Annotated in this window: 15 protein-coding genes; 7 read left to right on the top strand and 8 right to left on the bottom strand. The window is 70.1% G+C overall.

The annotated features are described in order from the left end of the window. Positions 1 to 23: 23 nt before the first annotated feature. The gene (locus tag AC16DP_RS40030; RefSeq protein ID WP_329732029.1) at positions 24 to 1,973 is read right to left on the bottom strand and encodes an MSCRAMM family protein; all 1,950 of its coding nucleotides are present in this window, start codon (positions 1,971 to 1,973) and stop codon (positions 24 to 26) included. A gap of 176 nt (positions 1,974 to 2,149) precedes the next feature. Between AC16DP_RS40030 and AC16DP_RS40025 the strand changes: the two genes are divergently transcribed. The 4 genes from AC16DP_RS40025 (at position 2,150) to AC16DP_RS40010 (ending at position 8,445) form a co-directional block, all read left to right on the top strand. After that, positions 2,150 to 2,824: a family 43 glycosylhydrolase gene (locus AC16DP_RS40025; protein ID WP_329732028.1), complete on the top strand. Its 675-nt coding sequence runs from the start codon at positions 2,150 to 2,152 to the stop codon at positions 2,822 to 2,824. A 40-nt stretch (positions 2,825 to 2,864) separates the two neighbouring features. Next, positions 2,865 to 4,091, top strand: coding sequence for a cytochrome-c peroxidase (locus tag AC16DP_RS40020; RefSeq protein WP_329732027.1), 1,227 nt, complete (start codon positions 2,865 to 2,867; stop codon positions 4,089 to 4,091). A gap of 206 nt (positions 4,092 to 4,297) precedes the next feature. After that, positions 4,298 to 6,115, top strand: a complete 1,818-nt coding sequence (locus tag AC16DP_RS40015) for an ATP-binding protein (protein WP_329732026.1) — start codon at positions 4,298 to 4,300, stop codon at positions 6,113 to 6,115. A gap of 29 nt (positions 6,116 to 6,144) precedes the next feature. Further along, entirely contained in the window at positions 6,145 to 8,445 is a 2,301-nt protein-coding gene (locus tag AC16DP_RS40010) for a tetratricopeptide repeat protein (protein ID WP_329732025.1), read from the top strand. A 110-nt stretch (positions 8,446 to 8,555) separates the two neighbouring features. Here the strand turns inward: AC16DP_RS40010 and AC16DP_RS40005 are convergent, their stop codons facing one another. The 5 genes from AC16DP_RS40005 to AC16DP_RS39985 are packed head-to-tail and all read right to left on the bottom strand — an operon-like array spanning position 8,556 to position 12,827. Further along, positions 8,556 to 8,888, bottom strand: a complete 333-nt coding sequence (locus AC16DP_RS40005; RefSeq protein WP_329732024.1) for a hypothetical protein — start codon at positions 8,886 to 8,888, stop codon at positions 8,556 to 8,558. Beyond that, positions 8,885 to 9,379, bottom strand: coding sequence for a 4Fe-4S binding protein (locus AC16DP_RS40000; protein ID WP_329732023.1), 495 nt, complete (start codon positions 9,377 to 9,379; stop codon positions 8,885 to 8,887). The genes AC16DP_RS40005 and AC16DP_RS40000 overlap by 4 nt, the downstream gene beginning before the upstream one ends. Then, positions 9,376 to 10,164 carry a nitrate reductase cytochrome c-type subunit gene (locus tag AC16DP_RS39995; RefSeq protein WP_329732022.1) on the bottom strand — a complete coding sequence of 263 codons (789 nt, stop codon included), beginning with the start codon at positions 10,162 to 10,164 and terminating at the stop codon, positions 9,376 to 9,378. Before AC16DP_RS39995 ends, AC16DP_RS40000 begins: the two co-directional genes overlap by 4 nt. Continuing rightward, entirely contained in the window at positions 10,161 to 12,578 is a 2,418-nt protein-coding gene (locus tag AC16DP_RS39990; protein ID WP_329732021.1) for a molybdopterin-dependent oxidoreductase, read from the bottom strand. The genes AC16DP_RS39995 and AC16DP_RS39990 overlap by 4 nt, the downstream gene beginning before the upstream one ends. A gap of 3 nt (positions 12,579 to 12,581) precedes the next feature. Further along, complete coding sequence (locus AC16DP_RS39985; protein ID WP_329732020.1) at positions 12,582 to 12,827, bottom strand: hypothetical protein; 246 nt, start codon at positions 12,825 to 12,827, stop codon at positions 12,582 to 12,584. A gap of 237 nt (positions 12,828 to 13,064) precedes the next feature. On the opposite strand from AC16DP_RS39985, the gene AC16DP_RS39980 reads away from it, so the two are divergent. From AC16DP_RS39980 to dsrP, 3 genes are read left to right on the top strand one after another with little or no spacing between them, the layout of a single operon-like run. Next, positions 13,065 to 13,661 carry a hypothetical protein gene (locus tag AC16DP_RS39980; protein WP_329732019.1) on the top strand — a complete coding sequence of 199 codons (597 nt, stop codon included), beginning with the start codon at positions 13,065 to 13,067 and terminating at the stop codon, positions 13,659 to 13,661. Next, positions 13,654 to 14,559 carry a 4Fe-4S dicluster domain-containing protein gene (locus AC16DP_RS39975; RefSeq protein WP_329732018.1) on the top strand — a complete coding sequence of 302 codons (906 nt, stop codon included), beginning with the start codon at positions 13,654 to 13,656 and terminating at the stop codon, positions 14,557 to 14,559. The genes AC16DP_RS39980 and AC16DP_RS39975 overlap by 8 nt, the downstream gene beginning before the upstream one ends. A gap of 3 nt (positions 14,560 to 14,562) precedes the next feature. Beyond that, positions 14,563 to 15,837, top strand: a complete 1,275-nt coding sequence (gene dsrP, locus AC16DP_RS39970; protein WP_329732017.1) for a sulfate reduction electron transfer complex DsrMKJOP subunit DsrP — start codon at positions 14,563 to 14,565, stop codon at positions 15,835 to 15,837. Positions 15,838 to 16,003: 166 nt separating this feature from the next. Here the strand turns inward: dsrP and AC16DP_RS39965 are convergent, their stop codons facing one another. Continuing rightward, positions 16,004 to 16,789, bottom strand: coding sequence for a hypothetical protein (locus AC16DP_RS39965; RefSeq protein WP_329732016.1), 786 nt, complete (start codon positions 16,787 to 16,789; stop codon positions 16,004 to 16,006). After that, the gene (locus tag AC16DP_RS39960) at positions 16,786 to 20,343 is read right to left on the bottom strand and encodes a hypothetical protein (RefSeq protein WP_329732015.1); all 3,558 of its coding nucleotides are present in this window, start codon (positions 20,341 to 20,343) and stop codon (positions 16,786 to 16,788) included. The genes AC16DP_RS39965 and AC16DP_RS39960 overlap by 4 nt, the downstream gene beginning before the upstream one ends. Positions 20,344 to 20,761: the final 418 nt, after the last annotated feature.

The raw sequence follows: 20,761 nt of genomic DNA, 5'->3' as shown, positions 1-20,761 counted from the left end.
ATGCAAAAAAATCCGCGCCGCACTCAATCCCTGGCACGCGGGCCTTCCAGCATCAGCTCCAGGTTCGACGCGGGCACCTCCACCTCCACCTCTCGCATCGGGTGGCCGGACTTCTCCGCCCGCAACCGGGCGCGTCCCGGGGCCAGGCCCGACAAGGTGAAGCGGCCCTGGACATCCGTGCGGACGCTGCCAACGCCCGCTTCATCCCCCAGGAGGCCCACCTCCGCATTGCCCACCGGCATGCCCCGCTCGTCCCGCACGCGGCCGGACAGCGTGACGCCTTCGCGCAGCACCAACGTGACGGGCACGGACTCCTCGTCCCACGCCTCCACCGGGACGGGCTCGGACGGGAGGTAGCCCGGGGCACGCGCCCGCGCGATGTAGCTGCCTGGAACGAGGCCCCCGAAGGAGGCCGCACCCCGGGCGCCCGTGCCCTCCTCCCGCACCGTCTCCCCGCGCCCCTCGCCCACCCCCGAGAGGGTGACGGACGCCTGCTCCACGGACTCCCCGCGCATGCCACGCACCAGCACGGTCACCGCCGCCGCGGGCAACACGGAGAGCTCCAGCGGCTCGGTCCGCGGCAGCTGGAGCTCCCGCACCACGGACAGGTACCCCGGGCGCTCGACGCGCAGCGTATACGTGTCCTCCGAGAGCTCCCGCACCTCGAAGCGTCCATCCGGGCCCGTGCGCACCTCCGCTGCCCCGCTCCGCCCGGGTCCCATGAGATGAATCCGCGCGCCCTCCAGCCCGAGCCCCTCGGGTCCGAGTATGCGGCCCGCCAGCACGAGCTCCGGCCGCAGCGCGATCTCGACGACCGTCTCGGGGCCCGCGCCCACCTCGAGGGTCCGCTGCACGGCCCCATGGCCCGGAGCCCGGACGACGAGCGCATGGGGGCCCGGTACCAGCGGAGCGGCCCGGAAGTGGGCCACGCTCTCCTCGCGCCAGTGGAGCGCCGGTGTGGCCGGTGACTCGACGCTGGCGCCTTCGAGCAGCCGGCCCGAGCGCTCCTCCACCACCCGCACGAGGAGCCCCCCCGCCGCCGTCAGCGACAGCTCGAGCCCCGAGGTGTCCTCGGTCAGCGGCTCGATGGCCAGTTCGCCCACGCCCGTGGCGCTCTCGGCGAGCAGCTCGGTGCGTCCGCAGTCGAGCCCCTCCAACACGAAGTGGCCCGCGCTGTCGGTCCGCACGCCCGGCTCCCTCCCCCGCGACCGCACCCGGGCCCCGGCAACGGCAACGCCGCGCTCGAGCACCCGGCCCTCCACGCGCACCGCGCAGGGCAGCACCACGGTGACGGGCCTGGACGCGGGAACGAGCAGCACCCGCTCGCCATGGGACGCCGCGCGGGCCCACACGCCATAGCGCGCCTGGGGGAGCAACCCCTCCACCTCGAAGGCGCCCGTCTCGTCGCTCTCCACCTCCCGCAGACGCCGGACGGGCGCGAGGCTCACCACGGTGAGGCGGGCCCGGGCCACGCGCCCCTCCCCGTCCACCACCTGGCCCTTCAGCCGCTCTCCGTCCATCACCACCAGGCGCACCTCGGAAGGGCCCGGCCGCACGTCCAGGGCGAGCGCGGCGGGCCGTCCCTCCACCTCGGCCAGCAGGTGGTAGCGGCCCTCGGGGACGCGCAGCAGGAAGTCTCCGTCCGGGCCCGTGGTGACGGTGGCGCGCGGAGGTGCCTCCAGCGCGTCCGCGGCCACGTGCCGCGCCAGACCCTCCTGCGTCTCCGCGGGCCCGGCCTCGAAGGCGAGCACCTGGGCGGCCACGGGCATCCCCCGGGCATCCTGGACCCATCCGCGCAGCGCCGTGCTCCCGCTGGCCGCCCGGTCTGGCGTGGAGGCGCCCGGGCTCGTACCGGTACCGGCGCTCCACGCCTCCTCGGAGGCCCTTCGCTCATCGGAGCCGCCGGACAAGGTGCTCACGAGGAGTGCCAGCAACACGAGCAATGCGCCCCCCGCGACGAGCCCCTTGCGCATCGGAAAATCCTCCACCCTGGCGCGTACCCTCATGTTCTTCGGAGGGCACGTGCCCGCGAGAATCCCAGAAATTGATTTTAAATCTTTTTTTGGGATTCCGGGAAAAAGCCTCCCTCAAAGAAAGTGGGTGAAGCCGCGAATCGCCGGCGCGACACAACCCCCACCCGGGAGAACCCATGAAGCCACTCCGCCGCCGCGCCCCCTTCACCCCGGTGGCCGGCGGGCCGCTGGTCTGCCCGGGCCTGGCCGACACCCCCACCGCGGACGACACCGTTCCAAACCGTCCCATCTCGACCGCCGGTGTCATCGATCCGTCTGGCTTCAAGGACAGCGACGGCGCGCGCTACCTGCTCTACAAGACGCAGCAACTGCCATCATCGCTGCGCATCGTCCGGCTCGACGCGGCCGGCACCCACGTCTTCAGCGGTGCCACCAGCCGCCAGTTGCTGCGCTCGGACCGCATCGTGGAGAACCCCGTCCTCGTGAAGCGCGGTGGGGCCTACGTCCTGTTCGCCTCGCGCGGCCCCTACAACCAGTGCAGCTACGAGACCATCTGGATGCGGGCCTCCAGCCTGGCGGCCAACGCCTTCAACACCGTCACGCAGAACACGCTGCTCACCCCCGCGAGCACGAGCGGGGTGTGCGGCCCCGGCGGCGGGGATATCGCGGCGGCGCTCGACGGCGGGCAGCGCATCTTCTTCCACGGTTGGCTGTGCGGCAGCAGCCCCTGCCCGTCCGGCTTCAATTCGCAGACAGACACCGGGGGCCGCCGGGGAATGTACGTGGCGGTGTTGGGCTGGGACGCCAGCAACGATCCGGTCGTCAACCTGTTCCTCAATCCGGGGGACTGACGCCGTGCTTCGAGTGTCTGTCCATTCCCGGAAGGTGCGTATGGCTTTCGTGGCACTGCTCGGACTGCTGACACTCGGTGGCTTCGCCGGTGGCGGCAGCCCGCCGGGCGAGAAGGCCGGGCCACCGGCGCTCACGTCCGTGGAGCAACTCGGCAGGAGCCTCTTCTTCGACACCGGGCTGTCCGAGCCGCCCGGACAGTCGTGCGCCTCCTGCCATGCACCCGCGGCGGGCTGGACGGGCCCGAATGCCAGGGTCAACGCGCACGGGGCCGTCTACGAGGGCGCCGTGCCAGGGCGGTTCGGCAACCGCAAGCCGCCCTCGGCCGCCTACGCCACGCGCGCCCCCGTCTTCCACCGCATCGAAGCAGAGGGCACCTTCCAGGGCGGCCGCTTCTCGGACGGCCGCGCCACGGGTGAGAAGCTGGGCAACCCCGCGGCGGACCAGGCCCAGGGGCCCCTCCTCAACCCCGTGGAGCAGAACAACCCCCATGCCGCCTCTGTCGTCGCCAAGGTGTGCGCCGCGCCGTACGGGAAGCTCTTCCGTGACGTCCACGGGCAGGCCATCTGCGACGGCGCCCACGTGGACCGGGCCTATGACGCCATCGCCCGCGCCATCGTGGCCTACGAGGGCTCCCGGGAGGTCAATGCCTTCTCCTCCAAGTACGACGCGTACCTGGCCGGGCGCGCCGAGCTGACAGCCGTGGAGAAGCAGGGCCTGCAGCTCTTCGAGGGCAAGGCGAAGTGCGCCCAATGCCACCCGAGCCAGCCCGGCCCTCGAGGCGAGCCCCCCCTCTTCACCGATGACTCGTATGACAACCTGGGCCTGCCACGGAACCTGGAGAACCCCTGGTACACCCTCACGGAGCGCAACCCGCTCGGCGCCGCCTGGGTGGACCATGGCCTGGGCGCCTTCCTGGTGCAGCGCCCGGACTTCCGGCCGTTCGTGCGAGCCAACCTCGGACTGCACAAGGTCCCCACCCTGCGCAACGTGGACAAGCGGCCCCGGCCGGACTTCGTGAAGGCCTACGGCCACAACGGCTACTTCAAGAGCCTCGAGTCCGTCGTCCACTTCTACAACACACGAGACGTTCTGCCCGTCTGCCTGCCGGAGACTCCCGGCCTCGCCAGCGACGACTGCTGGCCACCGCCGGAGGTGGGGTTGAACGTCAACACCGAAGAGCTGGGAGCACTTGGACTCTCCGGGCAGGAGGAGGCCGCGATCGTCGCCTTCCTCCGAACCCTGTCGGATGGCTTCTTCCAGCCCTGAGGAAGGCATGGGTTGAAACGCGGGCGGGCGCGACACACCCTCGTGTAGGCGAGTATCGGACAACACGGACGAAGAGCATCGGTCAGGAGAGCTGGGGCACCACGTCCCTGGAGCCGCGGATCGCGTGCGGAAGTGGCCTTCCTCCGCGTTCCCTTCCCCCGCCGGGCTCGCCTACCGTGCGGGCTCCGTTCCTTGCCGGAGAGCGCGTGAGTCCTGTTGCCGAGTTGGTGCGCACCCAGGTGGACCTGGGTGGGTTGATGCGAGTGCTGGCCAACAACATGTACTCCACCCCCGAGGTGGTGGTCCGTGAGCTCGTGCAGAACGCGCACGACAGCTGCACGCGCCGGAGGCTGGAGGACACGTCCGCCCCGGAGGCGCGCATCCTCGTGGTGCCGGACGCGGCCGCGGGCACGCTGTCCATCGTGGACAACGGAGCGGGGCTCACCCGAGAGGAGATCGACCGCTACCTGGCCACGGTGGGCGCGGGCTACACCGGGCGCCTCCGGGCCGCGGGCGCGGACGCGGGGCTCATCGGCCAGTTCGGCATCGGCTTCCTCTCCGCCTACGTGGTCAGCACGCGGGTGGACCTCTACACCACCTCCTTCCAGACGCCCCAGGAGGCGTGGCACTTCTCCAGCGCCGGGGGCGAGCGCTACACGGTGGCCCCGCACACCGCGCAGGACGTGGGCACACGCGTGGTGCTCCAGCTCTCCGAGCGCTTCCGGCCCCTGTGTGACGCGCCCACGCTGGAGGCACTGCTGCAGCGCTACTGCTGCCTGCTGCCCATGGCCATCCACGTGGGCAGCCCCGAGCGGCCCGCCATCAACCGTCCCCCTCCACCGTGGCGCGAGACGGAGGCGCACTCGCCCCTGCGCCGTCGCACGCTCGAGCGGGCCTTCGCCGCCCGTTTCGAGCAGCGCTTCGAGCCGCTGTGCACGCTGCCCGTCGCCTCCGGCAACGGAGGCAGTGCGCGCGGCCTGCTGTGGCTGCAGGACGGCGCCACGTACGGCACCTCGGACAACCGCAACCTCTCCGTCTTCGTGCGCGGCATGCTGGTGAGCCGCGACGCGCGCGAGCTGCTCCCGGAGTGGGCCGGCTTCGTGGGGGGCGTGCTCGAAGCGGACGCGCTCACCCCCACGGCGAGCCGCGAGGACGTCCAGCGCGACGCGGCCTTCGACGTGACGGCGGAGCAGGTGCGCGAGTGCCTCATCGACGGGCTGTCGCGGCTGGCGCGCGAGGACGAAACCACCTGGCGGCGGCTGCTGCAGCGGCACAACGAGGCCCTGCTCGGCGCGGCCCTGTGCGACGAGCGGCTCTTCACCCTGCTCGCGGACGCGCTCAAGGTGCCCACCACCGAGGGAGACCTCACCCTGCCCGCGGTGCGCCGACGCAGCGGAGGCCGGCTGCACGCCTCCACCGGAGAGAGCGGCGGGCCCGAGGAGGTGCTCTGCCGCGCGCTCGGCGTGCCCGTGGTGGACTCGGGCCGCTACGCCGCGCTGCCCTTCACCCGGAGGTGGGCCGAGCGGCAGGGACTGCCCGTGCTGCAGCTCGGCACGCGCGAGGGCAACGCGGCCCTCTTCCCCCGCGTGCAGCTCGAGCCCGCGCAGGAGGAGCGGCTGCGCGCCCTCTTCGCGGAGGATGGCGTGGAGCTGGTGCCGAGCCGCTTCTCCCCGCCCGCCCTGCCGCTGGTGCTGGTGCCGGACCGCGAGGCCGAGCTGAAGGCGAAGCTCGAGGCGGACACGGCGGACAAGCGCATCGGCGCCGCGGTGCTGTCGCTGGCGCGCGGCTTCACCGCCACCCTCTCCTCCCGCGCCCAGGCGCGCCTCTACCTCAACGTGGACGCCCCCACGCTGCAGGCCCTGCTCGCGGCTCCCGAGGACCGGGCTCGCTCCGCCGCGCGGCTCCTCTCCGGCCTGTGCACGCTCCTCTCGCACCGTGACGAGCGCGCCGGGGCACCGAGCGTGGCCTCGGCCCTGGAAGGCATCTCCGCGGCGCTGTGCGCGCTGCTCCCGCCCTCCGCCTGACCCACCCTTCACGAGGAAACACACCCGTCATGGACATCTGGAAGTGGGTGAACGAAGCCCAAGCCGAAGCACGCCGCATGGGGAACACCCGCCTCGCCGAGCTGATCGACCGGCTGCCCACCGTCGTCACGGAGGACGCCCACACGCAGGTGGACGCCCTCTTCCCCGAGGCGCTCGCGCTCGCCCGGCAGGCGAAGAGCCCGTGGCTGGAGGTCTTCTTCCGGCACTGGAACCTGCAGAGCCGCATCTTCCACCGCTCCGAGCCGGGGGAGTGGCTCTCCGAGTCCATCTCGCTCCTGGAGTTCGCCCACCGCGAGGAGACGCGCGAGTGCCCCCAGAGCGTCTGCTCCACGCAGGACGTGGCCGGGTGCTATGGGCGCGCGGACGGCCCGGGCTGGGCCTCCGAGCGCAAGGCGGTCGTGCTCGAGACGCTCTCGCGCATCGATCCCAGCTGGCCGTGCTTCACGTGCCTCTCCACCGAGTACTTCCTGGGCCTGTTGGACGAGGAGCGCTTCGAGGAGGCGCTCGCGTGGCTCGAGAAGCAGGAAGCCGCCCTGGTCGCGGCGGGCCAGGGGCACAAGCGCAAGTACCTCCTGGGCGAGCGCGGCGACGTGCTCCTCGCGCTGGGCCGGTTGCCGGAGGCGCTCGCGACGGCGGAGGAGTACGAGGCGACCACCTCCTCGGACCACTCCCGCGTGGAAGCGCGCATCCTGCAAGCGCGGGTGCTCGCGCGCATGGGACGAACCTCCGAGGCCCTCGAGGTCCTGCCCTCCCTGTCCGCGGTGCGCGCCACGCCCGGCCACTACGGCTCGTGGGCGGGAGCGCTCGCGCAACTGAGGAAGGCCGGTGGCATCGGCAACGACGCGAACCTGGAGCGCACGCTGCTGGAGCTCGCCGGGCGGCTCGCGAGCACGGGAGCCATCCGCGGAGCGGTCCGCATCGAGGTACAGCGCGCCGAGGCCGCCCTGGAGCGAGGCCAGCCCCACTCCGCCCTGCACGCGTGCGAAAGGCTTGAGGCGCTCGTGCCCCGGCTGCGCAAGCCGCTGGGCGCGGACGAGACACTGCGCCAGTTGCGAGCGCGGGCGGAGGCCCTCATGTCCGAGCGCCCTCCCGAGCCGCCGGAGTCGGCCGCGGCGCTGCTCGAGCTGGCGGAGGCGCGCCCCGAGGACGTGCTCCGGATGCTCGACGCGGCGCGGACGCGCTGGCCCGGGGAGCGGGCGACGCTCGTGCGCGCCCAGGCGAAGGCACTGGAGCGGCTCGGCCGCGGCGAGGAAGCGGAGGTGGCGCTGCGCTCGCTGCTGGACGCGGACGCGCACCCCACGCCCGACGTCGTGCACGAGCTCGGCATGAACCTGCTCGAGCGGCGGCGCTTCACGGAGCTGCATGCCCTCGCCGACTCGGTGCTGTCCACGTCCGGTGACACGCCCCTGCGCGTGGAGGCGTACCGGCTGCGGGCCCGGGCCGCGCTCGAGTCGGGTGACAAGGCCGCGGCCAAGGCCCCGATGCGCGCGATGCTGGAGCTCGACCCGGAGCTGCGCGGAACCACCCTGGCGCTCGCGGCGGTGGAGCGCGACACGGGCGAGCGGGAGCAGGCCCTGGCGCGGCTGGACGCCGCCGTGGCCCGCTGGCCGGAGCCGGGGCCGCACGACTGGGACCGGGTGCTCGTGGCCACCCTGCTCGGGCGCTGGGACGTGGTGCGCGCGTCCGCCGCGCGGCTCGGGATCAAGCTGTCCGGGGACTCGGGCCCGGTGGAGGAGGAGTGGGAGCCGTGCCGGCTGCGCTACACCGAGCCGGACGGCACGTTCACGGAGGTGTGGGCACGGCGCACCGGCCCCGTCACCGCACGCGTGGTCTCCATCGCCATGCCCGACTCCGCGCAGCACGTGGGGGATGTCGTGGCCTTCGACGCCACGCCCCTCAACGAGGGACCCGCCGAGGGAGAGGAGGAAGATCACTCCTGGCTGTACCCCGTCGTGGAGGTGCTCCGGCCGGGCCGGTACAGCGTCTTCGCGCTGGATGGCGTGGGCCCGGGCGATGAGGCCATCGAGCGGATGTACGAGACGCTGGGGGCGTGCGGGGCGCGCCTGTCGGTGCGCACCTCGGAGACGTACCGGCTGACGAGTCCGGAGGGTGAGGAGGTGCCCGGATTCTTCGCGCTGCTGGCCGTGCCGCCGGAGGCGGACCTGGGTGAGGTGGAGGCGGGCCTGCGCCGGTGCGCGGAGGGGCTGCCGCATCCGGTGCTGTGGCCCACGCTGCTGGAGAAGCTGGGGCGGGAGCAGGAGGCGGAGGCGCAGCGCGCGGTAGCGGAGGAGTGGGAGATCTCGCTGTAACGCGGGCGAAGAGAACACTGACGTACAACCGGAGCGGAGTGAGGTGACACTGAGCCAATCTCCCCTCGCCCTCCGGGAGAGGGACGGGGTGAGGGTATCCGTGCCCGTGTTCAACCCACCCTGTGCTCGATGCGGATCAACCGGACCCCTCGGGGGGTGTGCATCAGCGTGTCCCACCAGTTCGTACCGTCGTACCAGTAACGGATCTGCACGCCGACCACGCGCTTCTCCCGGAGTGCCAGCTCGGCCTCGGAGAGCGGGACGGACTTCTCGGAGGCCATCAACGAAGCGCCGCCCTTGAGCAGCACCTCGTCCACGACGGCACAGCGTTGGATGTCCCGGAACAACTGCGCCAGGGTCTCCGGGTCGAGGATCGCGTCCTGCAACTGCGGAAGCGCGGCGTTCTCGGGAGAAGCATTCGCGAGGCGGATACCTGTCGTCATGGACCTGGGACCTGCTGGCGGGGAGGGAGGAACTCGAGGGCGTTGAGCGGAGCCGGGCAGGCCTGGACGCAGAGGCCGCAGCCGTTGCACCGCGACTCCACGACGCTCGGACGGCCCGACTCGAGGGTGATGGCGCCCTCGACGGGGCAGCGCTCGGAACAGGTACCGCAGAACGAACCCTGCCACGCGAGGCAGAGCTGGGGACGCACCCGCACGGTCATCCCGGCCACGGGCATTCCGATCCGGCTGATGCCCTCCTGCGGAACGGCGAGCCCCTCGCGCAAGGAGAACACCGGCAGCTCGCGGCCCGTCACCTCGCCCGAGCGCGCACGGGAGGAATAGAACGCCTCGAGCGAGAAGCCGGGCTCGGGCGCGGCGTGAGCGGGCACGGGAGCCGGAGCCGGAGCCGGAGCCATCGGGGGCTTGGGCTCCTCCTGGCGCCGACGAAACCCGAGGAACGCACGGCGGCTGAGCGTGACCTGGGAGCTCATGGCCGAGCCTCCATGGCCAGACCGGGCCCCCCTGCCCCACTGACGCGCTGGTCGAGCCGCGCCGAGGAGCCATGGCACTGCTGGCAGTTCTGCCGCTCGGGGTGCGAGGTGCGCAGCCCGGGGAGACCGCGCGGACCGTGGCAGCTCGCGCAGTTGTCCCGCATGAGCGTCGGGTGGGGCATGGTCGGCGGAGCCCCTGGCCACGCCCGCTCGCCCTTCCCCGCCGAGGCCAGTCCCACGAAACCATTCCTCGGAGAGTCCTTGTACGGAGCCAACGGACGCGGCGAGTCCCCCACCACATGGCACTGCGTGCAGCTCTGGTACGGCGGATGGCTGATCTTCGGAGCCACCCGGTTGCCCAGCTTCATCCCCTCGCCATGGCAGGCCAGACAGCCGGGCACCTCGCGCTGATCAATCTCATGGGGAATGGTGGGCGGCGCTCCGTCATAGGCGCGATGGCCCTGACGCTGTGCCACTGCCTGTGCGCGCTGCTCGGGGGTGGCCACGGGCAGCGGCTTCACCGGAAACGGCTCTTCCGCCAACGCGCCGATGGCCCCCTCGTACATGCGCGCATTGGCCCCTCGCCGCTGCTCTCGCAACTCGCCGTAGCTCGGAGCACGCTCGGCCCGTTGCGCGTGGGGATCCGAGGCCACCGGACGCTCCGGCATCTCCGGCGCGCGGATGCCCGCGAAGTACCCCGTGGCAGCGAGCGCCACCGCCACGGCGGCGCCCACGTGGAGCCAACGCGCTCCGAGACCACTGCCCTGTCCACCCTCGGGGCTCATCCCTGCTTCTCCGCGACGAGCTCACGCCGTCGCACACGGGCCGCGCACTTCTTGTAATCGGGCTGCTTGGAGAACGGGTCATGCTCGTCGAGGGTGAGCCCGTTGATGAGCAGCCGCTCGTCGAAGAACGGAACGAAGAGCGAGCCCTCGGGCGGCTCACCGCGGCCGCCGACCCACACGGGCAGGTCCAACTTCCCGCGCCGCGTCTCCACCGTCACCTGGTCCCCATTGCCCACCCCGAGCCGCCGCGCATCCGCGCGGTTCATCTCCACATACGCCTGGGGCATGGCGCGCTGGAGCTGCGGAATCCGCATGGTCATCGTGCCCGAGTGCCAGTGCTCGATGACGCGGCCGGTGCACAGCCAGAAGGGAAACTCGGTGTCGGGGGACTCGGGAGGAGGCTCGTAGGGGCTGAACCAGATCTGCGCCCGGTCGTCGTGCGTGGTCGAGTGGTAGAACTGGATGTCCCGCCCCTTCTTCACGTAGGGGTCATCGAAGCCGGCGAAGCGGAAGCGCGTCTCGCGCCAGCTGCCGTCCGGCTGCTGCACCACGGGCCAGCGCAGGCCGCGCGCCTTCACGTACTCCTGATAGGGCGCCAGGTCCTTGTGCTTGATGCGGGTCGTCTTCCGGTACTCCTCGAAGAGGTGCTCGTCCACGTTGACGTCGTAGTAGTGGGCGAAGTCCCAGAGGGGCACGGGCTTGCCGTCCTTGCCCTTCACCTCGAAGAGGAAGCGGCCGTCCTTGTCCTTCATGCCCTCGAAGCCAAGCTCGAGGAGCCGGTGGGCCACGGCGATGAGCTGCCAGGCGTCGTCACGGGCCTGGCCGGGAGGCTTCACCATCTTGAACCACTGCTGGGTGCGCCGCTCGGAGTTGCCCACCATGCCGTTCTTCTCCACCCACATGGCCGAGGGGAGGATGAGGTCCGCGATGCGCGCGGTGGCCGAGGGGTAGACATCCGAGACGATGAGGAACTTGTCCGCCAGCTTCCGGCTGGGGTCCACCAGCTTGTGCGTGTTGGGCAGCGTCTGCGCGGGGTTGGTGACCTGGACCCAGAGGGTGTGGATGTCGCCACCCTGCTCGGTGGGCGTGGAGAAGCGCTTCCACATCTCCAGTGTGTGGTAACCGGGCTTGTCGTGGAGACGGCCCTTGGGGACGTTCCAGATCTCCTCCATCTGGGCGCGGTGCTCGGGCCTGGCCACCACGCGGCCACCGGGGAGCGCATGGGCGAGCGTGCCCACCTCGCGCACGGTGCCGCACGCGGAGGGCTGGCCGGTGAGGCTGGTCGGCGCGTCCCCCGGCTTGCCGAAGTGTCCGCTGAGCAGGTGGAGCCCGTGGACCAGGTTGTTGATGGCCGTGCCCCGGGTGTGCTGGTTCATCCCCATGCACCACAGGCTGGTGATGCGCACGTCGCGCCGGCCGAACAGGTCCGCGAGCATCCGCAGGTCCTTCGCCGGCACACCGGAGATCGCCTCCACCTTCTCCGGGGTGTAGGGCTTCAGCAGCTCGCGGTACTCCTCGAAGGTGATGGCCTTGCCCTCGAGCGCGGCGGGCTCGCTGGGGGCGCGGAAGGCACAGTGGGCCTCGACGAAGGCCTTGTCGTAGGTGCCGTTCTCCACCAGCAGGTGGGCGATGCCACACGCGATGGCCAGGTCCGTGTTCGGCTTGAAGCGCAGCGAGTGGTCGCAGAAACCGCTGGTGCGCGTCTTGCGCGTGCCGATGTCGATGAGCGTCACCTTCTCCCCGCGCGAGCGGCGATCGATGACGCGCGAGAAGAGGACCGGGTGCATCTCCGCGGGGTTGTTGCCCCACATGATGAGCACGTCGCAGGCGTCGAGGTCGTCGTAGCAACCGGCGGGCTCGTCCACGCCGTAGGTGGCGAGGAAGCCCGTCACCGCGGACGCCATGCACAGCCGCGCGTTGGCATCCAGTTGGTTGGAGCCCAGGCCGCCCTTGACGAACTTCGAGGCGGCATAGCCCTCGGGGATGGTCCACTGGCCGCTGCCGTAGAGGCCGAAGCCCTTGGGGTCCTTCAGCACGCGGCGGGCGACGATGTCGATCGCCTCCTCCCAGCTGATGGGCACGTGCGTGTCACCCTTCTTGAGGAGCGGCGTGGTGAGCCGGTCGCTCCCGTAGAGGGCGAGCCCCACGTGGTAGCCCTTCACGCACAGCAGGCCCTTGTTCACCGGCGCCTGTTGATCACCCGCGATGGCCACCACCTTGCCGTTCTGCACGCCCACCTGCACGTGACAGCCGGTGCCACAGAAGCGGCAGGGCGCCTTGTTCCACTGCACGCCCTGGCCACCCGTGACAGCGGGCGGAGTCCCCGCCGCCTTGTCCTGGCCATACGCGAGGCGGCTGGCGGCGAGCGTCGCCGCCGTCATGGCCGTGCCCTTGAGGAAGTCCCGGCGATCCATGGTTCAGCGCTCCTCCTCGGAGAAATCCACCATCACGACGTCCACGAAGCTCACTCCGGGGAGATCCCTCAGGGACTCCGCGAGCGCCTCGCCCTCGGAAAGACTGCCGGTGTCCGTCACCACCGGAAGCCAGCGCTCCTCCAGGGGAGTCCCCAGGGTGATGCGCGGATCTCGAGCGACTTCACGAAGCGCGCTCGCCCTCCGTTCGGGAGAAGCATCGAGGGTGAGCACCAGACTGCTGATGGGCATACAGGCTCCGTCCATTCGGGCATGACCCCCAGGAGCAAGAGGTGGACCACCCCGGCCCCCGAGAGGAGCCGGCGGAGGTGACGCAAAGCCTGCGTTCAAAGCTGCCTCGCTGATGCAGGTTTTTCGCGGGCAGGCGGGCGGACCGGGACGTCTTCACGGTGGGCCCACAGGGACGGGAGGTGCTGGCACGGACGCTGCTTTGCGCAAGCACCCGTGGAGAATCCTCTCGACAGATGGATGCGCCCGGCGTTCGCCGCCGTGCTGCTCGCGTTCGGCGGGTGCGGGAAGGATCAGCCCGCTCGCTTCCAACCGCCCCCGGGGGCGCCCACCGGCAAGGAGACGCTCCACCAGCCGGCGAAGCTCACCTCGGTGGAGAGCGACCAGAAGGACGCGCTGGGCCGGCCGCTTCGCGTGGCGTGCGAGAGCTGCCACTCGCTGCGTGAGACGAAGCCCATGCCCTCGCGGCCCGAGGAGCTGAAGGAGTTCCACCAGGGCCTCCAGTTCCGGCACGGTGAGCTCGCCTGCACCTCGTGCCACCAGGCCAGCCAGCCGCGCTCGCTGCACCTGGCCACGGGCGAGCCGCTGCCGATGCCGGAGGCGGTGACGCTGTGCGCGCAGTGCCACGGGCCGCAGTACCGCGACTTCAAGGCGGGGGCGCACGGCGGCATGACGGGCTACTGGGATTTGTCGAAGGGAGACCGCACGCGGAACCACTGCGTGAGCTGCCACGACCCACACTCGCCGAAGTACGCGGGCGGGCATCCGGTGATGCCTCCGCGCCACCCGTCCGCCCAGGGCGAGCCGGACACGAAGGAGCCCCAGCACCATGAGTGACATCTTCTCCCGCCGCACCGTGATGAAGGGCGCCGGGGCCACGCTCGGGGCCGCGGCCTTCGCGCACGCGATGGCGCCGCTCACCGAGTGGACACAGGACCTGAGCGTCGATGCGTTCCTCCAGAAGCACTACAAGGAGCTGACGCGCGACGAGATGGCGCGAATCCTGGTCCACCTGAAGGCCGAGGCGAAACAGAAGTACGGCCGGGACGTGGACATCCAGGACCTGCCGCCGCAGGAGGGCGTGTCGTTCGGCTACGCGCTGAACCTGAGCGTGTGCATCGGCTGCCGCCGGTGCGCCGAGGCGTGCCACCAGGAGAACAACCACGACCGGAGCACGGGGAACTCGTACATCCGGGTGCTGGAGATGCAGCAGGGCAGCCTGGACCTGGAGCACGGCAACGCGAACTACGACCATCCGGTGCCGGCCGAGGGGAAGTACTACCTGCCGGTGCAGTGCCACCAGTGCGACAACGCGCCGTGCGTGAAGGTGTGCCCGGTGCAGGCGACGTGGAAGGAGCCGGACGGCATCGTGGTGGTGGACTACAACTGGTGCATCGGCTGCCGGTACTGCGAGGCGGCGTGCCCCTACCACGCGCGGCGCTTCAACTGGACGAAGCCGGAGATTCCGCCCGAGGAGCTCAACCCGGACCAGGGCTACCTCTCCAACCGCGTGCGTCCGCGGGGCGTGGTGGAGAAGTGCACCTTCTGCCTGCACCGCACGCGGGCGGGCCGGCTGCCGGCGTGCCTGGAGGCGTGCCCCACGGGGGCGCGGGTGTTCGGCAACCTGTTGGATCCGAAGAGCCCCATCCGCTGGGTGCTCGAGAACAAGCGCGTCTTCGTGCTCAAGGAAGAGCTCGGGACGCGGCCCCGCTTCTTCTACTTCTTCGACAAGTGAGCCATGGCCGCTACCCGACACCTGCTCGACTACCCGCGGTTCCTGGGCCGGCTCCTGTGGATGAGCACGGATGGGAGCTGGCGCTTCTACACGTGGATGACGGTGCTCACCGCGATTGCCCTGGTGGGTGCCAATGCCTGGGCACACCAGCTGGCCGGGGGCATGGCCCTCACGGGGATGAGCGACCATGTCTCATGGGGCCTGTACATCGCCAACTTCACCTTCGGGGTGGGACTGGCGGCGGGCGCGGTGATGATGGTCATCCCCGCGTACCTGTACCACGACCACGAGATGCATGACGTCACGCTGATCGGCGAGCTGCTGGCGATCGCGGCGATCTCCATCTGTCTGTTGTTCATCGTGGTGGACCTGGGGCGTCCGGACCGCTTCTGGCACATCATGCCAGGGATTGGCCGGTTCAACTGGCCGGTGTCCATGCTCTCCTGGGACGTGGTGGTGCTCAATGGCTACCTGCTCATCAACCTGCACATCTGCGGCTATCTCCTCTACATGCGGTTCCTGGGCCGCAAGCCGCGCAAGCAGTGGTACCTGCCGTTCGTCTTCCTCTCCATCTTCTGGGCCATCAGCATCCACAGCGTGACGGCGTTCCTCTACAGCGGGCTCGGGGGCAGGCCGTTCTGGAACTCGGCGCTGCTGGCGCCACGGTTCATCGCGTCCGCGTTCATCACGGGCCCGGCGTTCGTCATCGTGCTGTTGCAGGTCATCCGCCGCTTCACGGGGCTGCCCATCGGCGAGGGCCCGCTGCGCACGCTGACGTCGGTGATGCGGGTGACGGTGCTCCTCAACCTGTTCATGCTGGGCTCGGAGCTGTTCACCGCCTTCTATACGGGCGGCTCGCACGCCACGGCGGTGCGCTACCTGTTCTTCGGCTCGCACGGACACCATGCACTGGTGCCGTGGATCTGGTCGGCGGTGGCGCTCAACATCGCCTCGGCGGTGCTGGTGCACCTGCCGGCCACGCGGAAGCACGTGGGGCTGCTCAACCTGGCGTGCGCGCTGGCCTTCGCGGGTGTGTGGATTGAAAAGGGCATGGGCCTCATCATCCCTGGCTTCGTCCCGAGCACCCTGCACGAGGTGGTGGAGTACGTCCCCACCCTGACGGAGTGGAAGATCACCGCCGGCATCTGGGCCGTCGGACTGATGGTGCTGACGGTGGCGGTGAAGGTGGCATTGCCAGTGCTGAGCGGCCAGCTCGCGGCCTCGCACGGGAAGAGCGGGCACGGCGACGTGGCCCCCGAGGCACAACAGGCGGCGTAGGCCCTCAGGAGCAGAAGGGCGTGGAGCTACCTACCAGGGATTCGTGTGGAACGCAGGAACCGATCCTGGAGCAGACCGTACTCGAGAGCGGTGGCATGTCCGGCCCGCACCGCGAGCATTCGCTCGGACGGGTGCCTGCGCCAGGGCGAGGCCGCCCCGGCACCCGTCATTCATTTCGGAACAACTCCGGAGAGATGCCCAGCGCCGCGAGGATCCGCTCGGGCGAGTGCTCGTCTTTGATGGTACTCACCGCCGGCATGAATGAATCCTCACGAGGCGGCAGCGAGAAAAGGCCGATGCATTCTCCGCCCCGAAGAACGGTGACAAAGAACATATCCAGGCCTGGTGAGGCAACTACTCCATAGGCCGTTACATGTGGAAGCCATTCTGAGAGGGTGATGTCAGCGAAGCCTACGTCGCCAGTTCCGCTGGAGATCCGGAGCCCTTGCGGCGTGTCCTCGAAGCGATAGCGCCCCGGAGTGAGTGGCTCGCCAACATCCTCCTCCAGAACCCGAATCGCCTCTTGTGCCCGGACTCCTTCCACCACCGAGACCTTCCGCAGGGGATTTTTCGCGCTGCGGTTAGCCGCTTCCTCGCCTCCTGGCAGCGGACAACCAAGAGACTTCGCCAAGCCGTCTGGGCTCACCTCCAAGATTTCAAGCGCACCGTTTCGCCACGACATGACGGTCCAGGGGTCGTTGGCGCGCTCAATCGAGTACACCGGCTCATCGCATTCGAGCGACAGGGCTTTGGCGATTTGCATCTCGGCGCCGATGTCGATGGGGTCAGCTCCCACAATGGCATGGTAACGGCCACTGCCCAGGACGAACTCGAAAGGCAGTTCTTCTCCGTCCTCTTCGTCCCAGTCCGGCATCGCAAGGGCTAGGGCGCGGCTCTCCAGCCGTGTGGGCTCGCCTGGAGCCAAGACCGCCCAGATAGGCCACCGGTTCATGGCGCACCTCCGGACAAATCCTCGGGAAGCTTGAATGCGGCGCGCAACTGCTTCGTCTGCTCCAGTATTCGGGCTTCCTCCACTTCAATGACCTGTGTGCTCGGCGAGTGGTTCAACAGAAAGCCTTGAAGCTTGGCCTTGGTCGGCCCACTTAGCTTGTCGGTGATAACGAGAAAGGGTTTCCCCCGGGGCGCCTTCGCTGCATCGGCGAGTTGTTCGAGTAGGCGCTGCAGTTGATCTGCTAGTGCAGCCTGCTGGTCGCTGATTGGTTGCGCGCCTTGCTTGGCATACCATGCATTGAGCGCCATGCGCCACCTGTCTTTGTTCCAGCCCTTTGCTTCCACTCCATGTTGGAGCCGCGAGCCAAGTATTGCCGTTATCTCATTGTCGATGACGTGCCCCCCTTTCAATGGAACCTGTCGCCCCGTGAGCCGGAAGCCCGGGAAGAGCTTCTGTGCGTTGCGCTCTGTCAGCATCTCCATTGCGATGCCTCGGAGTTGCTCACGCGCCCGTCGTTGCACCGCTAAGTTCCACGGTTCCGCTGCCGCCTGCTGGAACAGTTTCCAAGCCGTCTTCTCGTTCCTGCCTAAGAAGTTGAGGTACTCCAGGGGAAGCCCCGTTGAGCGCAGCCAGCCCAGATCCACTCTGTCCCTACATGCCTTCCCCGCAAGCTTGGCCACGGCCTCGGCGTCCAGCTCCGGGTGGCTGACGAGCCACTCGGCTTCCTTCATGAAGGCGAGCGAGTCCACCAGGCTCGGCGCTCCAGAGCGCCTCAGCAACTGCGCCAGCGCAGGCTTCGCCGCACTGCGCGCGGAGGAGCGCAGTGATTCCACGGCGGCGAGGTACGCTTGGGCTTTGTCCGCCGGCAAGGCCGCCGCGCGCCGCGCCACTGCACCGTAGGCGCTCGCCATTTCCTGGCTCTCCGCCGACAACTGCTTGAGCGCCTCCAGCGTTTTCTCGGCCTCCTCGGCCGCGAGCCCCGCGCCGCGTATGCCCCCGAGGGCCCGTGCGGCGGCCATCTCTCCGCGGACGGCGAAGAAGGCCTGCTTGAAGGCCTCCGCGCCGCCAGGAAGGGAAAACCGCAAGCCCTCCGGCGTCGCAACGGCCTTGCCCTCGGCGAGCATCCGCTCCAGCGTTTTCACCAGGGCCTGGAGGGATTCCACCGACTCGCGCAGCCCGGACGAGGCCCGGGCACCCGCCGCGCTCAACACCAGCCCTCCCCGGTACACCAGCTCGCGTCCTATGCCCGAGGTGGTGAGCTTGTAGATGTCCCGGGCAGCCAGCGCCACCATGGCCGCGTCGTGCACTGCGAGAAAGTCCCGTCCCGCTGGCGTCCGCGACAGCTCGTCCCGGTACGTGTCCACCACCGCCAGGGCCGCCACCAACGAGATGCGGCCCACGAAGAGGCGGACCGCCGCTCCCCGTGCCGCCGCCAGCGTCCCGCCTTGCGCTGCCGTGGCCGGCACTCCTGTCAACAGCGGCGCCCGCGCCAGGGCCGACACGGCGCCGTACACCATGTGCATCTCGCTGATGCGGCCCACCGCCGACCAGACAGGCGACGTGTCCGGTGTGGAAGCGAGCAAGGCCAGCTCCATGGCCGTCATCAGGTGTGAGCGCGGCTGTGGCCCATGCACTTCCACCCGCACCCATTCCAGTGGGTGCAGAGCCCGGCTGCGCGGCGCCTCGTCCACCGAGGACAGGTAGCGGGCCTGGAATTCCTGCCGCACCGGCTGGAAGTACAGGGCCATGCGCCTGGAGGGCCCCGCCACTTCTCCGGCCAGAGCGGGTTCGGCCCCGAGGCGCACCCCCTGCTGCTCCTCCCACGCCTCCGGCGCCACCAATGTCGTGGACACCAGTCCAGAGGGGACGTTGAGCAGGTATGCCCTCTCGCCCTCACGCCCCAGGTGGAAGGTGGGCAGGGACTCGAGGAGCTCCAGCGTGAGGGGAAACGAGGCGAGTGCCTTCTGGGTGAAGGCCTGTCCCAGCGTCACCTTGCTGTGTGGCGCGTTGCTGCCAAGCAGCTTCTCCAGCGCCCCACCGGAAGTGAGCTTGCGCTCCAGCGGGGGAAACTCCATGTCGGGCGTGGACAGCAGCACACGCGCCAGCAGGTGCACCGCGTCCTCCCTCATGTCGGAGCTGAGCGCGGGGCCCGTGAGAAGGGTGTTGAAGACGCCCAGGCGCTCGTCCGGGGTGAGGAGGGAGAGCACGTCATGGTCGAGGGCGACGAGGGGCTGGGGTGCTTGCGGTGTCGCCGTGGCGAGGGCTGTCTGGAGAAGCTCCCGTCGCAGGGCCGCCAACCCGCCCGTACCGGGGAGCCCCGGCCGCCAGTCTCCCGGGCGGATGAGGAGCGTGCCCGGGTAGTACCAGTAGACGTTGCCTTTGGGGTCCTCGAGCGGCTCGGAAACTCCGGCGGCGGTGTTGAATTCGGCGCTGTAGCCCCGCCAACGGCCGTCCTCCCCGGGAATGATGACGCGCGGGCTTCCACGAGGAGCGTTGCGCACGCGCAGCTCCGCACGCGCCATGGAGCTCTCGTCGGTGAGCAGCAGCAGGGTACGCACCTGGACGCTGGAGCCGTCGGCGAAATAGAAGCGGCCCACCACGCTGCCCGGGGTGAGGACGGGCGCGCCATCCGTGACGTTGTCGCTGGCCTTGAAGCGCTTGGAGCGAAGCGCAATGGCCTTCCGCAGGGGCTCGGCGGCTTCGCCGAGGAGGTGCCCGCGCTGCGACTCGTCCCTCAAGGGCTCGAGCGCCTGGAGGTAGCGATCGAAGTAGCTCTCCCCTGCCCCATCTGGAATGTCCGAGCGTTGAGCCCAGCGCAGGCCGCGCTCCACCAGCGCGGCGGCCCCGGCCCTCTCCAGGGAGGACGCCGAGAGCTGGGAGCGGCTCCACGCCACATCCGCCTCCACCTGAGCCTCGAGGGCGCGGCGCAGGGTGGCGAGCAACTCCGGCGCGAGCGCTGACGGGTGGCGCACGCGCACACAGGCTTGGAGGCCCTCCTCAGCGCTGGAGGGAGACGCTCGGGGCTCGAAGTCGAAGGCGCCCGCCGCCGCGGCGTCCCCGAAGAGCCGCGAGGCGATGTCCTCGCGCGAGGCGTACCCGGGAACCCAGAGCAGCTCGGGCCGAGCCGGGTCCACCTGGACGGGGAGCGGCGCTGGTTCGGGCGAAATGACGGCCTGCGCGCCGGCTTCGTCTTCGAGCATGTCCTCTCGCTCGGGCTCGGACGGCTCGTCCTCCAACCACTCGGGTGGAATCTCCTCCGCAGGGGGGAGGCGCCAGGAGCGCACCAGGGCGGGCTCCCCCGCGTGCTTCCAGTCCCACTCATAAGAAAGCGTGAGGTGCTCTCCAGCGCCCACTCCCTCCGGGACGTCTACCTCCACCTCCTCCCGTCCGCGCTCACGGTTGACGACCCGGGGCAAGGCCTCGGGCGGGTAGGCCTCGAGCGAGTCCACCCGCAGCCGCTGGTCCTCGCCCCAACCGAGCGCCGCCGCGGCGATGACTTCCGCACCTGCCTTCACCACCAAACGGCCAGGGTCCACCACACGCAGGGCGAGCACGCCCTCCCTCCAGTCTTCCAGGCGGGGGCTGAGGGCTTCCGCTCGCGAATGCGCTTCGGCCGAGAGCGTCACCCGCCCCCGTCTCGACTCCTCGCCGGTCGCGCTCATGCTGGCGACGAGGCAGCTCACCGCCAGGAGGACTTGGAGGCTGCCTGCCGTGAGCGGGTGGAGCCTGTTTCTGCTCTTGCTCTCTTCTCGCCCACACCGGCCCCGCGCTGCATCGCCTTGCCCAACACGAGGGCCCGGCCGGCTTGGCGCCGGCGCGCTCCTCGCACGCCCGCGGGCGGACCTGCTCCACCGCACTGGCGCCTCGAGGGGCGGGACGAGTGCGCCGAGGTTGCCCGGCAAGGGGCGCTTCCCGGCGACGAGCGCGTGGTGTTTCGCCATGTGGAGTGGTCCCTCGAAAGGACAAACGCCC

The organism is Archangium sp. (genome assembly GCF_057119385.1).
This window is presented reverse-complemented; position numbering and strand designations above follow the sequence as displayed.